General features: G+C 62.3%; 8 protein-coding genes. 5 read left to right on the top strand and 3 right to left on the bottom strand.

Annotated elements, in window-relative coordinates:
- Window positions 1-181 precede the first annotated feature (181 nt).
- Window positions 182-469 (top strand): PilZ domain-containing protein, encoded by a 288-nt coding sequence (locus PspS34_RS12030; protein ID WP_154910473.1) that lies wholly within the window; start codon window positions 182-184, stop codon window positions 467-469.
- An 89-nt stretch (window positions 470-558) separates the two neighbouring features.
- Window positions 559-10050 carry a VCBS domain-containing protein gene (locus PspS34_RS12035; RefSeq protein WP_159389796.1) on the top strand — a complete coding sequence of 3164 codons (9492 nt, stop codon included), beginning with the start codon at window positions 559-561 and terminating at the stop codon, window positions 10048-10050.
- A gap of 202 nt (window positions 10051-10252) precedes the next feature.
- On the opposite strand, the gene PspS34_RS12040 is transcribed toward PspS34_RS12035, so the two are convergent.
- Complete coding sequence (locus PspS34_RS12040) at window positions 10253-10963, bottom strand: alpha/beta hydrolase (protein WP_154908881.1); 711 nt, start codon at window positions 10961-10963, stop codon at window positions 10253-10255.
- Window positions 10953-11864 carry a LysR family transcriptional regulator gene (locus tag PspS34_RS12045; RefSeq protein WP_159389797.1) on the bottom strand — a complete coding sequence of 304 codons (912 nt, stop codon included), beginning with the start codon at window positions 11862-11864 and terminating at the stop codon, window positions 10953-10955. The genes PspS34_RS12040 and PspS34_RS12045 overlap by 11 nt, the downstream gene beginning before the upstream one ends.
- A 121-nt stretch (window positions 11865-11985) precedes the next feature.
- On the opposite strand from PspS34_RS12045, the gene PspS34_RS12050 reads away from it, so the two are divergent.
- The 3 genes from PspS34_RS12050 to PspS34_RS12060 all read left to right on the top strand — a co-directional run bounded on the left by PspS34_RS12050 (window position 11986) and on the right by PspS34_RS12060 (window position 13702).
- Window positions 11986-12696 carry an AzlC family ABC transporter permease gene (locus tag PspS34_RS12050; RefSeq protein ID WP_154862303.1) on the top strand — a complete coding sequence of 237 codons (711 nt, stop codon included), beginning with the start codon at window positions 11986-11988 and terminating at the stop codon, window positions 12694-12696.
- Window positions 12693-12989: an AzlD family protein gene (locus PspS34_RS12055; protein ID WP_150814558.1), complete on the top strand. Its 297-nt coding sequence runs from the start codon at window positions 12693-12695 to the stop codon at window positions 12987-12989. Before PspS34_RS12050 ends, PspS34_RS12055 begins: the two co-directional genes overlap by 4 nt.
- Window positions 12990-13063: 74 nt before the next feature.
- On the top strand, window positions 13064-13702 hold the full coding sequence (locus tag PspS34_RS12060; RefSeq protein WP_154862304.1) for a LysE family translocator: 639 nt from the start codon (window positions 13064-13066) through the stop codon (window positions 13700-13702).
- A gap of 400 nt (window positions 13703-14102) precedes the next feature.
- Here the strand turns inward: PspS34_RS12060 and PspS34_RS12065 are convergent, their stop codons facing one another.
- Window positions 14103-17495 carry an Ig-like domain-containing protein gene (locus PspS34_RS12065; RefSeq protein WP_159389798.1) on the bottom strand — a complete coding sequence of 1131 codons (3393 nt, stop codon included), beginning with the start codon at window positions 17493-17495 and terminating at the stop codon, window positions 14103-14105.
- Window positions 17496-17583 lie beyond the last annotated feature (88 nt).

Below are 17583 nucleotides of genomic sequence, written 5' to 3' on the forward strand. Positions count from 1 at the left end.
GGGTTGTGTTAGCTGATCATGATAGCAATCGTTGCAGCCTGTAGCTTTTTTCTATAGCGCTTCAGTCCCCCCTCCCATGACATTTGTCCCATAAAACACTGTTTTCATGGGTGATTGACTCCCAGAAAAAAAGGGATAGCGCACTCATGTAATAAACAGCGGCCGTTTTTAGACTGCAGTCATGAGAGACGCACACCGAATTGAGCCCCGTGAACAAGTCACCCTGTCGCTGCAACTGATCGGCGGGGGCAAGGGTGTCATCCGTGACATCAGCGCCTCCGGTTTGTATTTCGAAACCGATAGCGAGCAGCAGGTGGGTAGCTTGATTGACTTCGAGATCGAACTCGACACGCCCGGCGGCCCCATGAAGTTCAAGGCGCAAGGACAAATCGTGCGCATTGAACCGCTGGGCGGCAGGGCCGGGGTAGGCGTGAAGCTACTGGCCAGCCGGCTGGTACCGGTGGAGTGAAGTGTTCGTGGGTTGAGGAAGAATCGGCTTGCGGCTGTTGGTGGCCCACAGCGGTTTTTTGCTCAGAGTGACATTCTAGGGAGAAAGATATGGCTAGCACTACAACTACCAGCGGCGGAACCGTTACCTCGTTTTCCAACACGCCGCAGGCGAAGGATGACGTCCTCATTACCACCGCCACCACTGAAAATCTGCTGGGGGTCATGTATTGGGACGTCATGTCCAATGACCTCGGCGGTAACGCGAAGACACTCTGGTCACTCGACAACGCGGACAGTTTTTCTACTGCCACCAAGGCTTATGCTCCGGCCGACCTCCTGACCCAGGATACGGCGAGGGTTGAGACGGCGAGTTCTGACACCAGTAAGAATGGTGCAAAGATCTGGATCACCTCGGACGGGAAGGTCGGCTACGACGCCACTACCTTCTCGTGTGAGTTCAAGGAGCAACTCCAGGCGCTTGCCACAGGTGAGCTCCTGACGGACAGCTTTACCTATGCGATTCGCCTCGGCAACGGAACGCTCAGTTGGGCCACTGCTACCGTGCAGTTTTCGGGCGTGAATGATGGTGTGACGATCAGCCTCGGCGAGCAGGCCGGCACGGTAACCGAAGACGCCGACACCACTGCGAGCACGACCGACTCGCTGACGGCCAGCGGCACGATTGTCTTTAACGACGTCGACCTCAATGACACGCACATGGCGACGTTCACGCAGGCGGGGGGCAACGCTACTCATCTTGGTACGTTCATGCTCTCGCCGGTAAGCGAAGCAGCGAACGCGGCCAACGGTTCGGTGCAATGGACGTACAACCTGAACAATGCGGCGGCGCAGTACCTGGCCCAGGGACAGACAGTAACCGAAACTTACCTGGTCACCATCAGCGATGGTCAGGGTTCGTCGGTAACGAAGAATGTGACCATCACTATCACCGGCACCAACGACGCGCCGACGGTGACGGCGGCAGAAATCGAAAGCGGGGCGGTGACCGAAGACGGCACCACGGTGGCCAGCGGCAGCTTTGCCTTCGGCGACGTAGACCTGGCCGATGACGCACATGTGGCCAGCGTGAGCGCGCCGTCCGGTGCGCTGGGTACGCTGGTGGCCATTATCAGCGACGAGAGCACGGGCGACGCGGCGGGCAGCGTGGGCTGGACCTATACGCTGAACAACAACGCGGCGCAGTACCTGGCCGAGGGCCAGACCAAGACCGAAGTGTTCACGGTGACGTTGACCGATGACTTCGGGGCGACGGTGACCAAGAACGTGACGATCACCCTGACCGGCAGCAACGATGCGCCGACGGTGACGGCGGCAGAAATCGAAAGCGGGGCGGTGACCGAAGACGGCACCACGGTGGCCAGCGGCAGCTTCGCCTTCGGCGACGTAGACCTGGCCGATGACGCCCATGTGGCCAGCGTGAGCGCGCCGGCCGGTGCGCTGGGTACGCTGGCGGCCAGTGTCAGCAACGAGAGCACGGGCGACGCTGCGGGTAGCGTGGGCTGGACCTATACGTTAAACAACAGCGCGGCGCAGTACCTGGCCGCGGGCCAGACCAAGACCGAAGTGTTTACGGTGACACTGACCGACGACTTCGGGGCGACGGTGACCAAGGACGTGACGATCACCTTGACCGGCACCAACGACGCGCCGACGGTGACGGCGGCAGAAATCGAAAGCGGGGCGGTGACCGAAGACGGTACCACGGTGGCCAGTGGCAGCTTCGCCTTTGGCGACGTGGACCTGGCCGATGACGCCCATGTGGCCAGCGTGAGCGCGCCGGCCGGTGCGCTGGGTACGCTGGCGGCCAGTGTCAGCGACGAGAGCACGGACGACGCGGTGGGCAGCGTGGGCTGGACCTATACGCTCAACAACAGCGCGGCGCAGTACCTGGCCGAGGGCCAGACCAAGTCCGAAGTGTTCACGGTGACGCTGACCGACGACTTCGGGGCGACAGTGATCAAGACCGTGACGATCACCCTGACCGGCACCAACGACCAGCCGACGCTGACCATCGACGACACGACCGGGGCGATGAACGAAGGCAACGGCGCGGCCGCGCTGAGCGACAGCGGAGTACTGAGCTTTGCCGATCTGGACAGCAACGACGTCGTGACGGTCAGCCAGACCGCCAACAACGACCTCGTCTGGAGCGGCGGCACCCTCGGTGCGGCGCAAGCCGCCGCGCTGGTCGCCGGTTTCTCGGTGGATCAGACCGGCTGGAACTACAGCAGCAACGAGAACCTGGACTTCCTGAGCGCCGGTGAAACCATCAGCTTCTCCTACACCGTGGTAGCCACCGACGACAGCGGTACGGGCAACGCGACCTCGGCAGCGCAGACGGTGACGATCACCCTGACCGGCACCAACGACCAGCCGACGCTGACCATCGATGACACGACCGGGGCGATGAACGAAGGCAACGGCGCGGCCACGCTGAGCGACAGCGGTACGCTGAGCTTCGCCGATCTGGACAGCAACGACGTCGTGACGGTCAGCCAGACTGCCAACAACGACCTCGTCTGGAGCGGCGGCACCCTCGGTGCGGCGCAAGCCGCCGCGCTGGTCGCCGGTTTCTCGGTGGATCAGGCCGGCTGGAACTACAGCAGCAGCGAGAACCTGGACTTCCTGAGCGCCGGCGAAACCATCAGCTTCTCCTACACCGTGGTAGCCACCGACGACAGCGGTACGGGCAACGCCGCTTCGGCAGCGCAGACGGTGACGATCACCCTGACCGGCACCAACGATCAGCCGACGCTGACCATCGACGATGCGACCGGGGCGATGAACGAAGGCAACGGCGCGGCCACGCTGAGCGACAGCGGAGTACTGAGCTTTGCCGATCTGGACAGCAACGACGTCGTGACGGTCAGCCAGACCGCCAACAACGACCTCGTCTGGAGCGGCGGCACCCTCGGTGCGGCGCAAGCCGCCGCGCTGGTTGCCGGTTTCTCGGTGGATCAGGCCGGCTGGAGCTACAGCAGCAGCGAGAACCTGGACTTCCTGAGCGCCGGTGAAACCATCAGCTTCTCCTACACCGTGGTAGCCACCGACGACAGCGGTACGGGCAACGCGACCTCGGCGCCGCAGACGGTGACGATCACCCTGACCGGCACCAACGACCAGCCGACGCTGACCATCGACGATGCGACCGGGGCGATGAACGAAGGCAACGGCGCGGCCACGCTGAGCGACAGCGGAGTACTGAGCTTTGCCGATCTGGACAGCAACGACGTCGTGACGGTCAGCCAGACCGCCAACAACGACCTCGTCTGGAGCGGCGGCACCCTCGGTGCGGCGCAAGCCGCCGCGCTGGTTGCCGGTTTCTCGGTGGATCAGACCGGCTGGAACTACAGCAGCAACGAGAACCTGGACTTCCTGAGCGCCGGTGAAACCATCAGCTTCTCCTACACCGTGGTAGCCACCGACGACAGCGGTACGGGCAACGCGACCTCGGCAGCGCAGACGGTGACGATCACCCTGACCGGCACCAACGATCAGCCGACGCTGACCATCGACGATGCGACCGGGGCGATGAACGAAGGCAACGGCGCGGCCGCGCTGAGCGACAGCGGAGTACTGAGCTTTGCCGATCTGGACAGCAACGACGTCGTGACGGTCAGCCAGACCGCCAACAACGACCTCGTCTGGAGCGGCGGCACCCTCGGTGCGGCGCAAGCCGCCGCGCTGGTTGCCGGTTTCTCGGTGGATCAGGCCGGCTGGAGCTACAGCAGCAGCGAGAACCTGGACTTCCTGAGCGCCGGTGAAACCATCAGCTTCTCCTACACCGTGGTAGCCACCGACGACAGCGGTACGGGCAACGCGACCTCGGCGCCGCAGACGGTGACGATCACCCTGACCGGCACCAACGACCAGCCGACGCTGACCATCGACGATGCGACCGGGGCGATGAACGAAGGCAACGGCGCGGCCACGCTGAGCGACAGCGGAGTACTGAGCTTTGCCGATCTGGACAGCAACGACGTCGTGACGGTCAGCCAGACCGCCAACAACGACCTCGTCTGGAGCGGCGGCACCCTCGGTGCGGCGCAAGCCGCCGCGCTGGTTGCCGGTTTCTCGGTGGATCAGACCGGCTGGAACTACAGCAGCAACGAGAACCTGGACTTCCTGAGCGCCGGTGAAACCATCAGCTTCTCCTACACCGTGGTAGCCACCGACGACAGCGGTACGGGCAACGCGACCTCGGCAGCGCAGACGGTGACGATCACCCTGACCGGCACCAACGATCAGCCGACGCTGACCATCGACGATGCGACCGGGGCGATGAACGAAGGCAACGGCGCGGCCGCGCTGAGCGACAGCGGGGCGCTGAGCTTCGCCGATCTGGACAGCAACGACGTCGTGACGGTCAGCCAGACTGCCAACAACGACCTCGTCTGGAGCGGCGGCACCCTCGGTGCGGCGCAAGCCGCCGCGCTGGTCGCCGGTTTCTCGGTGGATCAGGCCGGCTGGAGCTACAGCAGCAGCGAGAACCTGGACTTCCTGAGCGCCGGTGAAACCATCAGCTTCTCCTACACCGTGGTAGCCAGCGACGACAGCGGTACGGGCAACGCGACCTCGGCGCCGCAGACGGTGACGATCACCCTGACCGGCACCAACGACCAGCCGACGCTGACCATCGATGACACGACCGGGGCGATGAACGAAGGCAACGGCGCGGCCACGCTGAGCGACAGCGGTACGCTGAGCTTCGCCGATCTGGACAGCAACGACGTCGTGACGGTCAGCCAGACTGCCAACAACGACCTCGTCTGGAGCGGCGGCACCCTCGGTGCGGCGCAAGCCGCCGCGCTGGTCGCCGGTTTCTCGGTGGATCAGGCCGGCTGGAGCTACAGCAGCAGCGAGAACCTGGACTTCCTGAGCGCCGGTGAAACCATCAGCTTCTCCTACACCGTGGTAGCCAGCGACGACAGCGGTACGGGCAACGCGACCTCGGCGCCGCAGACGGTGACGATCACCCTGACCGGCACCAACGACCAGCCGACGCTGACCATCGACGATGCGACCGGGGCGATGAACGAAGGCAACGGCGCGGCCACGCTGAGCGACAGCGGAGTACTGAGCTTTGCCGATCTGGACAGCAACGACGTCGTGACGGTCAGCCAGACCGCCAACAACGACCCCGTCTGGAGCGGCGGCACCCTCGGTGCGGCGCAAGCCGCCGCGCTGGTTGCCGGTTTCTCGGTGGATCAGGCCGGCTGGAGCTACAGCAGCAGCGAGAACCTGGACTTCCTGAGCGCCGGTGAAACCATCAGCTTCTCCTACACCGTGGTAGCCAGCGACGACAGCGGTACGGGCAACGCGACCTCGGCGCCGCAGACGGTGACGATCACCCTGACCGGCACCAACGACCAGCCGACGCTGACCATCGATGACACGACCGGGGCGATGAACGAAGGCAACGGCGCGGCCACGCTGAGCGACAGCGGTACGCTGAGCTTCGCCGATCTGGACAGCAACGACGTCGTGACGGTCAGCCAGACTGCCAACAACGACCTCGTCTGGAGCGGCGGCACCCTCGGTGCGGCGCAAGCCGCCGCGCTGGTCGCCGGTTTCTCGGTGGATCAGGCCGGCTGGAGCTACAGCAGCAGCGAGAACCTGGACTTCCTGAGCGCCGGTGAAACCATCAGCTTCTCCTACACCGTGGTAGCCAGCGACGACAGCGGTACGGGCAACGCGACCTCGGCGCCGCAGACGGTGACGATCACCCTGACCGGCACCAACGACCAGCCGACGCTGACCATCGACGATGCGACCGGGGCGATGAACGAAGGCAACGGCGCGGCCACGCTGAGCGACAGCGGAGTACTGAGCTTTGCCGATCTGGACAGCAACGACGTCGTGACGGTCAGCCAGACCGCCAACAACGACCTCGTCTGGAGCGGCGGCACCCTCGGTGCGGCGCAAGCCGCCGCGCTGGTTGCCGGTTTCTCGGTGGATCAGACCGGCTGGAACTACAGCAGCAACGAGAACCTGGACTTCCTGAGCGCCGGTGAAACCATCAGCTTCTCCTACACCGTGGTAGCCACCGACGACAGCGGTACGGGCAACGCCGCTTCGGCAGCGCAGACGGTGACGATCACCCTGACCGGCACCAACGACCAGCCGACGCTGACCATCGACGATGCGACCGGGGCGATGAACGAAGGCAACGGCGCGGCCACGCTGAGCGACAGCGGAGTACTGAGCTTTGCCGATCTGGACAGCAACGACGTCGTGACGGTCAGCCAGACCGCCAACAACGACCTCGTCTGGAGCGGCGGCACCCTCGGTGCGGCGCAAGCCGCCGCGTTGGTTGCCGGTTTCTCGGTGGATCAGGCCGGCTGGAGCTACAGCAGCAGCGAGAACCTGGACTTCCTGAGCGCCGGTGAAACCATCAGCTTCTCCTACACCGTGGTAGCCAGCGACGACAGCGGTACGGGCAACGCGACCTCGGCGCCGCAGACGGTGACGATCACCCTGACCGGCACCAACGACCAGCCGACGCTGACCATCGACGACACGACCGGGGCGATGAACGAAGGCAACGGCGCGGCCACGCTGAGCGACAGCGGGGCGCTGAGCTTCGCCGATCTGGACAGCAACGACGTCGTGACGGTCAGCCAGACTGCCAACAACGACCTCGTCTGGAGCGGCGGCACCCTCGGTGCGGCGCAAGCCGCCGCGCTGGTCGCCGGTTTCTCGGTGGATCAGACCGGCTGGAACTACAGCAGCAACGAGAACCTGGACTTCCTGAGCGCCGGTGAAACCATCAGCTTCTCCTACACCGTGGTAGCCAGCGACGACAGCGGTACGGGCAACGCGACCTCGGCGCCGCAGACGGTGACGATCACCCTGACCGGCAGCAACGACGCCGCCGTGCTGTCCTCGGCCAGCGTTACGCTGAGCGAAACCAATGCTCCGCTGACCACCACCGGCACCCTGACCATCAGCGACGTCGACAGCGCCGCAACCTTCGTCGCGCAAACCAACACTGCCGGCAGCTACGGCCAGTTCTCCATCGGCACCGGCGGTGCCTGGACCTATGTCGCCAGCTCCGCCCACAACGAGTTCGCCGCTGGCACCACCTACACCGACACCTTTGCGGTGAGCAGTGCCGATGGCACCCTCACTTCGGTCACCGTGCATATCGCCGGCAGCAACGACTCACCGACGATCACTTCCAACGGTGGCGGTGCGACGGCTTCGATCAACGTGGCGGAGAACACCACGGCGGTCACGACGGTGGTGGCGACCGATGCCGATCTGCCGGCGCAGACGCTGAGCTACTCGATCCTGAATACGGCCGGGACGGACTTCAGCAAGTTCTCGATCAGTTCGAACGGGGTGCTGACGTTCAACTCAGCGCCCGATTACGAGAATGCCCAGGATGTCGGTGGTACTGACGGTGACAACGCCTACGTTGTGGACGTTCAGGTGTCCGACGGCAATGGCGGAATCGACACGCAGACGATTACGGTGAATGTGCAGAACGTCGTTGAAACTCCGATTGATACAACACCGCCAGCTTCACCGACTGGGCTGACTTACAACAACTCCGGTACAAACCATAAGCTTTCAGGGAGCGCCGAAGCTAATTCATTCATTAAGGTTTACCTGGACAATGGCAATGGCGTGTTTGGCGCCGGCGACACAGAAATTGGGACCGGAACGACCAATACCGGCGGTCAATTCGCCAATATTGATTTGGCTGGCAAGTTTACGGGTACCAAGACGCTATTTGTCACGGCTATGGACGCGGCAGGCAACGTTAGTGCTGCAACAAGCATTAGCCTGACTTACCCTGCGGGAGTGTCCGGAGAAGCAATAAACCTTGCGATTGCTGATCCATCGGCAGGCCTGAGCGATAGCTTTGTTGTCACAATTGCCGACGTTCCGTCAAATTGGACTCTGAACGCCGGAATCAACAACGGCGACGGCACCTGGACCGTGCAGACCAGCGATCCCGGAGCATTGACCGTGACAACACCAGAAGGCTTCGCGGGCGCTGCGGTACTCCACATCAACATGACCTGGACTAACGCCGACGGCAGTGTGGGCAGTTCCTATGTATTCAATAACGTCGAGGCCTTTGCCCCCGACACGCCGATCTTCGCCCTGTCCGCTGACGACAACCTGACCGGTTCGTCCGGTGCCGACACCTTCGTCTTCGCCCAGCCGATCGGCAACAATCAGATCTACAGTTTCGATGCCACGGCAGACAAGATCGACATGATCGGCTTCACGGGCGTCACCGGCTTTGCTGACCTGAGTATCACTAACGACGCCAATGGCAATGCATTGGTCAGCATAAGCTCGGGCCAGACGGTCACCCTGAAAGGTGTCGATGCCGTGGACTTGAGCGAAGCGAACTTCCAGTTCGATGTCGATCCGCTCACCAACAACGCCGGCACCCTCACCATTGCCGACGGCGCGATCATGCCGTTCGGTGGCAGCATCCATAACAGCGGCACCATCGAGCTCGGCTCCACCGGCAACGAGACCAGCCTTGAGATTCTGTTCCGTGGCGCGACCTTGACCGGTGGCGGCCAGGTGCTGCTATCCGACAATGCGCAAAACGTGATTTTCGGCGGCAGCGCCGACACGGTGCTCACCAATGCCGACAACACCATCTCGGGTGCCGGTCAGTTGGGAGCGGGGCAGATGATGGTGGTCAACTCAGGCCTGATTCATGCCAGCGGCGTCAATGCGCTGGTGATCGATACCGGTAACAGCGCCGTCACCAACACGGGGGTGCTGCAAGCCAGCGGCAGCGGCGGATTGGTGATTGAAAGTGCGCTGGTCAACAGCGGCAGCCTGTGGGCGAACGATGGCAATATCACCATCCACGGAGATGCCCAAGGCGGGGGAAGCGCGACTATCAGCGGTTCGGCGATGCTGGAATTCGGTGCTGCCTCCGATCAGCATGTGACGTTTGACAGCGGCGCGGCAGGCACGCTAAAGCTTGATGTGTCGACGGCGTTCAGTGGCAGCGTCAGCGGTTTTGCCGAGGGTGACACGCTGAACTTTGGCGATATTGCGTTCGGCGCCAATACGCAGATCACTTATGCAGCGAATGACACAGGCACCGGCGGCCTGCTGATCGTGAACGACGGCGCGCATGCGGCGCAGGTCGCGCTGAATGGCCAATACGCGGCGGCGGGTTTGCAGGCGAACGCCGAGGGCAGCGGCAGTGAACTGGCCTACGATGCAGCGGCGGCAAACCACAGGATGCTCGGCGGCCTGGCCAACGACACTCTGGTCGGCGGTGCGGGTGACGATCTGTTCCTCGGCGGGCTGGGCAACGACACGCTCAACGGCGGCTTCGGCAACGATACCTTCGCGTTTGCTGCCGCAGGCTTCGGCAACGACTCGATCCAGGACTTCGACGTCAATCCGGCCGGAGGGCAGGACCTGCTCAATATCGCGGGGCTGGGGATCAGCAGCGAGACGTTCGCTGCCAACGTGAGCATTGCGGCTGACGGAGCGGACACGCTGATCGGGATCGGAATGGACTCTATTCGCCTTGTCGGTGTCAGCAGTGCAGGTATCGATCAGGCGGACTTTATCCTGGCGGTATGATGCATTTGCTACTGGCCGAACGTTGCTACGCGGTTGCAGGCCCCATCGCGGATAAATCCACGATGGGGCCTGTGCGAGGTATTCTCAAGAACCTCGATTTTGGTTGACTGACTTCCTCAGCGCGTGAAGCGGGCATCCCATCGAAGTCAGCAAACCGGTTTCGATGCCCATCTCACTCTGGGCCGCTCGTAAACTGGCACGACTACTTCGTTACCACTGTTGCAGCCAGCCACTGCGACATCAACCGTGCCAGCGTTTCGGGTTGCTCCAGCGGGACCATATGTCCCGATCCTTCAATCATCTCCAGCCGTGCTCCCGGGATCTGCACACACAACTCCTGTGCCTCTTCTGCCTGCCTCAGCCCGTCCTGTACAGCTGCAATGATGAGAGTCGGGCACTGGATTTGGTCCGTTGGCACATCCGCTCTATCCAGCAAGGACTGAGTGGCAAATGCCGCATGCCCCATGCGGGCGCTCATATCTCGAATTCTTCCAATCAGGGCCATGTCATTAGCTCGTTGCGGATGCACCGACTTCGCGATAGTCGCGAAACTCAAACCACGAAATTGTCCTTGTGCCGAGGCGTCGATGGAGGCTTGCTTGATCCGCCGCTGCTCGGGCGAGTCTGCACGTAACGAGGTGGCGATCAGGACCAAGGCAGCCACGCGATCAGGGAACTGCTGCACGAGTGATCTTGCTACATAGCCACCGAGGGAAAAACCTACGAGGATAAACCTTGGCGGTGCAGACGATGCAATGTGCTGCGCGATCTGCGCGATAGTCTGTCCCTCAAGCAGGTGGGCAAGGTGAATATCCTGAGTGGATGGCAGGTGTTCAATCACTTCATCCCAAAGCGTTTCGTCGAGCATGAAGCCGGGAATCAGTACCCATGGCAGAGCACTTTCAGAGGACATGTTTGTCACCCCCAGGGACGTGGGTTGGTCCATCGCAGAGTGGGTCGCGCAACGCCCCGGCAACATGTACGTACAGCGCATCTACAGCGCGTGAGCCTGTCGAGTCTCGGCTTCGGGTCAACACGACTTCCGCCACCGGCAGTTCCGGCAGACCGTGCCGAGTATCCAGCACCTTGAGATGTGCCGGGAGGCTGCAACGAGTTACCACGGCCACCGCCAGGCCACTTTCCATCACCGTCAATTGGCCGCTGACATTGGGGCTGTTGTAGACCACTCGGTACTCACGCCCCAACCCCGAGATAGCGGCCAGTATTGCCGTGCGTAAACGTTCGCTGAGCCCGTGCACGGCGATTGGCAGCGGGCTGCGCTTCCAGGCTTCATGTTGCTCGGCGCCGCCCCATACCAACGCTTCCCTGAACAGCAGTTCGCCCCGTGAAGGGCCGTCGCGAGTGACCAGGGCGAGGTCGATCTGGCCGCGGTCGACCTTTGCCCAGAGGCTTGCGGAGTCTTCGCAGACCAAGGTGACCTCGACCTCGCCGAAGCGGGTCATGAAGCTGCGCAGGGCCGGCATCAGGTAGGTCAGGGCATAGTCATCCGGCACGCCCAGGGTGACGCGTCCGGAGACCGCGCCTCCGTGCATCGCATCAACCATCGTCGAATAGGCTTCGAGCAGCTTGCGGGCGTGGCCGAGCAGGTCATACCCGGCAGGGGTCAACGTCAGTTGCCTCGGTTCGCGTTTGAACAGCGGTCGACCGAGGCTGTCCTCCAGCTTCTTCAACTGCATGCTCACCGCAGACTGGGACCGGGCAACCTGACGCGCCGCCGCGGTCATGGAACCGGTATCCACGACTGCCAGGAACGTGCGCAACCAGTCGATCTGCAAATCCTTGGAATGAATCATTGTATTCAGACATTCGATAATCGAATGTGTTGTATAACAGATATTCGCTTTTCTGGGTGATCCAGTGCACTCACACTTGTCGCCACAACGACAGCAATAGCGATGCAGTGAGCAGCCGCCAATGACACACCCAAACACCAGAAGCGAGATCCTGCGAGGGGCGAGGGACGCACTCCCGGTCATGTTCGCGGTCGCCCCCTATGCCATGGTCCTCGGTACGCAAGCCTCCCAGGTCGGCCTGTCACTGGTTGAAGTGGGTGCCATGACCGGCCTCAACTTCGCCGGCGGTTCGGAGTTCGCCGCCATCAAGCTGTGGGCTTCGGTGCCACCGATGTTGACGATCGTGCTCATCACCCTGCTGATCAACAGCCGTCATATCGTCATGGGCGCGGCGCTGGCGCCTTATCTCCAGCACTTGCCCAAACGCAAGGTGATCCCGGCCTTGTTCTTCATGGCGGACGAGGGCTGGGCGATCAGCTATGCCGACACCCTGCGGCGGTCTTCGGCCCAGCAGCAAACGGCCTTCAGCTGGCCCTACTACTGGGGCGCTTGCTTGCCTTTCTACCCCGTCTGGGTCGGTTTTGCCTTGATCGGCGCAGCGATCGGACCGGCACTGGGCAACATCGAAGCCTATGGCTTTGCCATGGCCTTCCCGGCGGTCTTCATCGTGCTGCTCAGGGGTATGTGGAAAGGCTCGCGGCTGGCCTGTTCCTGGTTGATCAGCCTGCTGGTCGCGATCCTGGTCTACCTTACGGTGCCCGGCGCCTGGTTCGTGTTCGCCGGCGTCATCGCCGGGATGTTGTTCACTTACCTGCGGGCGATGGAGTCGTGATCAGCATGGCAGCTTTGCTGACGATTGTGGGCATGGCGTCAGCCACCTATGCGACACGCCTGACGGGTTATCTGCTGCTGCGCAAACGCAAGCTCGGGCCGCGTGCCCGCGCGGTAATGGAGGCAGCACCGGGGTGCGTGCTGATCTCGGTGATCGCTCCACACTTTGTCTCGCCTCATCCTGAAGAGTTGATCGCATTGGGCATCACACTGGTTGCAGCGTGGCGCTTGCCGATGCTGTTCACCGTCGCGATTGCTGTGGGGTCGCTGGCAGGGCTCCGATTGCTCCTGTAGGTGATGAGTATTTTGCCTCATCAGGCAACGAAACCTTCGGTAGTATGCCCTCAATTTTCTACGAGCCTGGAACCATGGACCCGAACACTATGCTGGCTTTTACCCTGGTCGCCGCGATTGCCATCGCCAGCCCGGGGCCTGCGACATTGATGGCGATCAACAACAGCCTCGCCCATGGCCAACGCAGCGCGATGTGGTCCTCGCTGGGCAATGCCAGTGGCCTGTTCTGCCTGTCGGCGGCTGCGATGCTGGGGCTGGGGGCGCTGCTTGCCAGCTCCGAAGGGTTGTTCAACATGGTAAAGATCGTCGGCGCCGGGTATCTGTTCTACCTGGGGGTGAGGCAGCTGCTCAACAAGACGCCGCTGCTGGCTGATGGCATTCAGGAGGGGCAGAGCCTGCGGCCCACACGCCTAAAGCTGTACAGGTCGGCTTTTTTTACCGCACTCTCCAACCCCAAGGCGACTCTGTTTTTTACGGCGCTGTTCCCGCAGTTCATCGATCAAGGCGCAGCTTTGTTCCCGCAATTTCTGATCCTGACCGCGATCTTCATGGCGCTCTCAGTGTCGTCGTTGAGCCTGTATGCCGCGCTGGCCTCGCGCGCCAAGGGCGTGCTGGTACGACCCGAACTGTCCCGCTGGGTTAGCCGGGTGGTGGGGGTAACGTTCATCGGATTTGGTGCTGCGATTCTCGCTATACGCAGGCAGTCGGCCTAAGACATGAGTGTTGATGAATGACCGCTTCAGCCGATTGCTGCCTGTCCTGAAGGTCTGCAACCGACCGATTCTGTTGAAAAAGTCGACCATGGTTTCCACGACAGAAAAGTACGCGCTTGAGATTGAAATCTTTACTTTGAACAGAGGATTCCGGGTTCAGATTTCGCGTAGCGGCGCGCGGAAAAGGCGTTTTCAGCGGTCAGTATGCGAGCAGTCTGGAAGTACCGACTTTTTCAACAGAATCGACCCATAACGGTCATTTGTCCGCCGACAATGGAAACTCTGGCTCCGAGCTACAGCTTGAAATGCCGGTCTTCTGGAGATTTGACAGCCAGGTGCGTTGTCAGTTTTTTAGCAAGAGGGCCCCAATGAGGCCCTCATCGCTAAAGCCAGGTTGTACTCAGTTCGCTTTTATCGGCACCGTCACGGTTTTGCCGAAGGCCGATTTTATGGTCGCCGTCGGGCCAGGCGACGGGCCACTGCCGGCGGTGGTCACTGCTATGTTCCAGCGCGCGCCTGTCGGTGTCTGCGTCAGGACGGCGGCGCCAAGGTTCACCGTACCGGTTGTGGTCGTGGCCGTCGCCGTGATGGTATTGCCCGTGCCACGGGAGGTGGTGCCGGACAGGACCCAATACCAGCGGCTGTTGCTGCGGGCGGTGACGGTGGCGCTGGTGACGATCAGGCTCTCGTTGATTGGTGCCGAGACCGCCACGGACACCGTCGCCGGTGCCGACTCGGCGCCCTTGGCATCGGCGGCCCTATAGGTAAAGGTCGCGGTAAACGGCGCAGGGACCGTGGCCGGTGGTGTGTAGGTCACACGCAGGCCATCGGTGCTGACCTCGCCCTTGCCGGAGTCCGGTTGCTCCAGACCCACCACTTTAAGTGGCACGTTACCGTCAGGGTCGCTGTCGTTGGCCAGCACGTTGATGATCACCGGTTGGCCGGTGTTACTGATGGCGCTGTCGGCGTTGGCGACCGGTTTTTGGTTATCGGGGTCCTCGACACGTGTATCGCCAGTGCGGAAGGTCGGCAGCGCCGCGGAATTGACGTAGGTGACGCCGTCCCAGCCGGGTAGGGGGGTTGGCATCAACTGGAACTGGCCGGGGTGCTCGACATCCCAGCGCAGCAGCATGGACGTGTCCTCGTGCTGGGTATTGTGGCAGTGCTCCATGTAGGTCCCGGCGAATTCACGGAAGCGGATCGCCATTTCCACGTCCTGCGAGCTGTCGATGCCCTCGCCGATGCGATAGATGTCCTTGCGTGCCCATTTTTCCCATTCCGGTGGTGCCATGCCGTCGCGGTTGAGGACGATGCCTTCTTCGAAGTGCACGTGCACCGGGTGGTTCCAGCCGTTGCCGCCGTTCCTGATTTTCCACACTTCCAGGGTGCCGTCGCCGGAGAACCCGGCAGCGGTCGGACCGTTGGCCAGTTGCGGAGCGGCACTGATGACTCGAGGGTCCATCTGGTAGCCTAAACCGCCGTCAGTCTTGATGGTCCAGGGGGCTTCGTCGGTGCCATCGGAGCGGCCGAAGATGAACTCGCGATGGCGCGCCAGTTTCAGTTTGGCCTGCACCGTCGGGTCGTCACGGTTGAGGGTCAGCGGAAGCATGGTTTTACCCATCGCCTTGCCCGGCTTGGCGGGTTCGTAGTCAGCGGGGTTCATGCTCACGTCCTGGCCGGCATAAGGCTGTACCAGCAGTTGCAGGAACTTGCCCACCACCGGGTCGCCGGCGTCCCACTCCAGCCCTTTGCTGCCCAGCTTGAGCACCGCTTTGTACTTGCCGGACAGGACATCGGCCAGGCTCGGCGGCAAACTCTCCGGCCCCTTGCCGTCGTGGTGCTCCATCAGGTTGACGAAATACAGCTTGTCGCCGGTGCTGATCCCGTTTTTTGCGAAGTTGACGATGATGTCGTAACGCTCGGCGATGCCCATGGTGGGCAGGATGGCGTTGTGGTCCTGCACATCGCCGTCGGCGTCCAGGTCCATGCTGCCGTCGAACGGCACGGCGTGTTCCATGAGGTTGCCGTCGTTGGCGATCAAGTGGAACGGCACGCGGGTATAGGACAGGCCGGAACCTGTCGGGCCGGGGAATTCGCCACCGGTGCCGACGATTTCACGCACCAGCGCGATCTTGAAGTAGCGCGACACCGAGCCGTTGAGGATGCGGAAACGGTAGCTGCGCGCCCGTACCTTCAGGCGCGGCTGGTATTGCCAGTTGACCAGGAGCTGGTCGCCGAGAAAACCATCGGTGTTGAACGGGTTGAACCACAGCTGGCCATTGGCGTCCCAGGCCTTGTCGGCCAGCAGCAGGTTGACGTCATAGTCGCGGTTGCCCCAAGGCAACGCCGAACCGCTGGGCAGGCGCAGGTTGACGCCGTCTACAAACGCTTCGTTACCGCGATCCAGGGCGCTGTAGTAGTTCATCATCACCGCGTTGCCCTTGTAGACGTTCTGCGCAGTGAAATCGAGCATGTGGTCGTGGAACCAGTGGGTGCTCATGGTTTCGTGCCAGTCGCCACGGATTTTGATGCTGCCGTTGTCGCAGGTCTTGAGGCCCGGCGTGGCATCGTTGACGAACAGGGTTTCGCCCGGGGCGCAGGGGAATGCCGCGCGCGGATCCTGAGCGCTGGTGTTGATGGTGTCGTAACCGGCCAACTGGATCGGCCAGCGATAGTCGTAGTACTGCCCCGGAAAGAAAAACGCATTGGAAAATCCGTCGCTTTCGGCCGGGGAGTGGCCGTTGTGTTCGTGGGTGCTGAGGGTATGCAGGCCGAACCCCATGTTGGCCGACGGATCGATCGGCAGGGCGTTGTAGTGGCGCATCAGCACCGGTTGGCCGTACCGCACCATCAGCAGTTTTGGCGGAAAGGTGCCGTCGAAAGTCCAGAGCGCCTTGTGGTTCTGAATCGGCATGTTGGGGTGAAAACGGGTGTCGATACCTTTGGTGGTGCCTGTTATGACCGGGGTGTCCGAGGTCTGGTTGTAGAGCCCGCCCGGCCCGAATTCACCGACGGCGTAGTTGTGCAACTGGCGGCGGTCGCGCATGCCGCCGTTGAGCTTGGCGCCGGCTTGAGCGGTCTTGAAGGCGACCTGAGGGTAGAACTCGTTCCAGCGCTGGTGCGACCAGCCTTTTCCTGGCGGACGGCCTTCGGCCGGCGAGCCCACCGGATGGCGGTTGAGGAAGGCTTCGATCTGCGCTTTCCACGGGTTGCGGTCCAGCACGTTGGAATACTGCGCCGGAAACGGGTACAGCCCCGGCTGGCGCATGAAGGCTTCCAGCGCCGCGGCCGAAGGGCCGCTGCGGGCGATGTTGTTCGGGTCTTGCGTGGGCGCCGGGCCGACGATCGGAACCGGGAAGGTCAGGGTGGGCGGCGGCAGTGTCGGGTCGAGTTTTTCCGTGCCGAATTCTTCGAACAGCAGCAGTTGCTGAGTGTACGGCTGGGCCCCGAACAATGGGCTGGGCTTGCCGTTGGTGGGGATTTTGAAGGATGTCTGCAGGGCTGGCGGCAGCACGTTGTCGGTCGTTGGCGTGGTGCGGGTGCCGTACACACCATTGGGCAAGGCGATGGAACCCTGGTTGGCGGGTGGCATGGCCTTTAGGGCATCCAGCGCGGCCTTGAAGTCGGTCGGCGGATTGGTATACGCCGAAGGATCTGTTGGCGGCGGCGGGCTGACATCGTCAAGCGGTGCTGCGTTGACCGGGGACAGACTGAAGGTGATCAACAGTACAGAGCCTGCGCCCGAAACCCTTAAGGAGCGGAACGAATTGAACGGCGATGCAATGATTTTCATGAGGTTCCCCTCGCGACATAGCGCAACGGCGAAACCCGCCATCCCCGGTTGGTGACAGCATCTGCCTGCGTTGCAAGGGGCTATGCAA

The sequence above is a fragment of the Pseudomonas sp. S34 genome (assembly GCF_009866745.1).
GTDB lineage: Bacteria > Pseudomonadota > Gammaproteobacteria > Pseudomonadales > Pseudomonadaceae > Aquipseudomonas > Aquipseudomonas jessenii.

Excerpts from the sequence above, each read along its gene's own strand:
- PspS34_RS12065 (WP_159389798.1), bottom strand. The coding sequence starts at position 17,495 with ATGAAAATCATTGCATCGCCGTTCAATTCGTTCCGCTCCTTAAGGGTT.
- PspS34_RS12060 (WP_154862304.1), top strand. The coding sequence starts at position 13,064 with ATGGACCCGAACACTATGCTGGCTTTTACCCTGGTCGCCGCGATTGCC.
- PspS34_RS12035 (WP_159389796.1), top strand. The coding sequence starts at position 559 with ATGGCTAGCACTACAACTACCAGCGGCGGAACCGTTACCTCGTTTTCC.
- PspS34_RS12030 (WP_154910473.1), top strand. The coding sequence starts at position 182 with ATGAGAGACGCACACCGAATTGAGCCCCGTGAACAAGTCACCCTGTCG.
- PspS34_RS12040 (WP_154908881.1), bottom strand. The coding sequence starts at position 10,963 with ATGTCCTCTGAAAGTGCTCTGCCATGGGTACTGATTCCCGGCTTCATG.
- PspS34_RS12050 (WP_154862303.1), top strand. The coding sequence starts at position 11,986 with ATGACACACCCAAACACCAGAAGCGAGATCCTGCGAGGGGCGAGGGAC.
- PspS34_RS12045 (WP_159389797.1), bottom strand. The coding sequence starts at position 11,864 with ATGATTCATTCCAAGGATTTGCAGATCGACTGGTTGCGCACGTTCCTG.